The organism is Cognatundibacterium luofuense, assembly GCF_018139685.1.
Lineage (GTDB): Bacteria > Pseudomonadota > Gammaproteobacteria > Burkholderiales > Burkholderiaceae_D > Undibacterium > Undibacterium luofuense.
The window spans coordinates 1-514 of sequence record NZ_JAGSPN010000102.1 but is presented as its reverse complement, the minus strand read 5'-3'; the positions used below and the strand labels follow the sequence as shown (position 1 = coordinate 514).

At 53.1% G+C, this 514-nt stretch carries 1 protein-coding gene; it reads right to left on the bottom strand.

The genetic code is table 11. The annotated features are described in order from the left end of the window. On the bottom strand, positions 1-514 hold a 514-nt coding region (locus tag KDM89_RS19525; RefSeq protein WP_268977899.1), incomplete at both ends, for a lyase family protein.

The following is a 514-nucleotide window of genomic DNA, read 5'->3' as shown; positions in this document are numbered from 1 at the left end:
ACAAGGCAAAGAATTTATTGGACGCAGAGCGAAATGGCTGCCCTGTCAGTTGCGCGATCCGGCTCGCCGCCAGATCACCAAATTGTGGATGCGCATTCAAGCCGGTACCGACAGCCGTACCACCGATTGCCAGATCGTATAAGCCGGGCAAAGCAGCATGCACTGCGGCCAGACCAAAGTCGATTTGTGCCACCCAGGCGCCAATTTCCTGCCCTAAGGTAATCGGTGTCGCATCCTGTAAATGGGTGCGTCCTGTCTTGACCACATCATGGTAATCCCGCGCTTTTTGCGCCAGCGTATTTCGTAATTGCGTCACGGCGGGGAACAGCTGCGAAAACAATTCAGACACCACGGCGATATGCATGGCAGTCGGAAAAGTGTCGTTAGACGATTGTCCGCGATTGACATGATCATTCGGATGCACCGGCTGCTTACTACCCATCACACCACCTGCTAATTCAATGGCGCGATTGGAGATCACCTCATTCGCATTCATATTCGATTGCGTACCTGA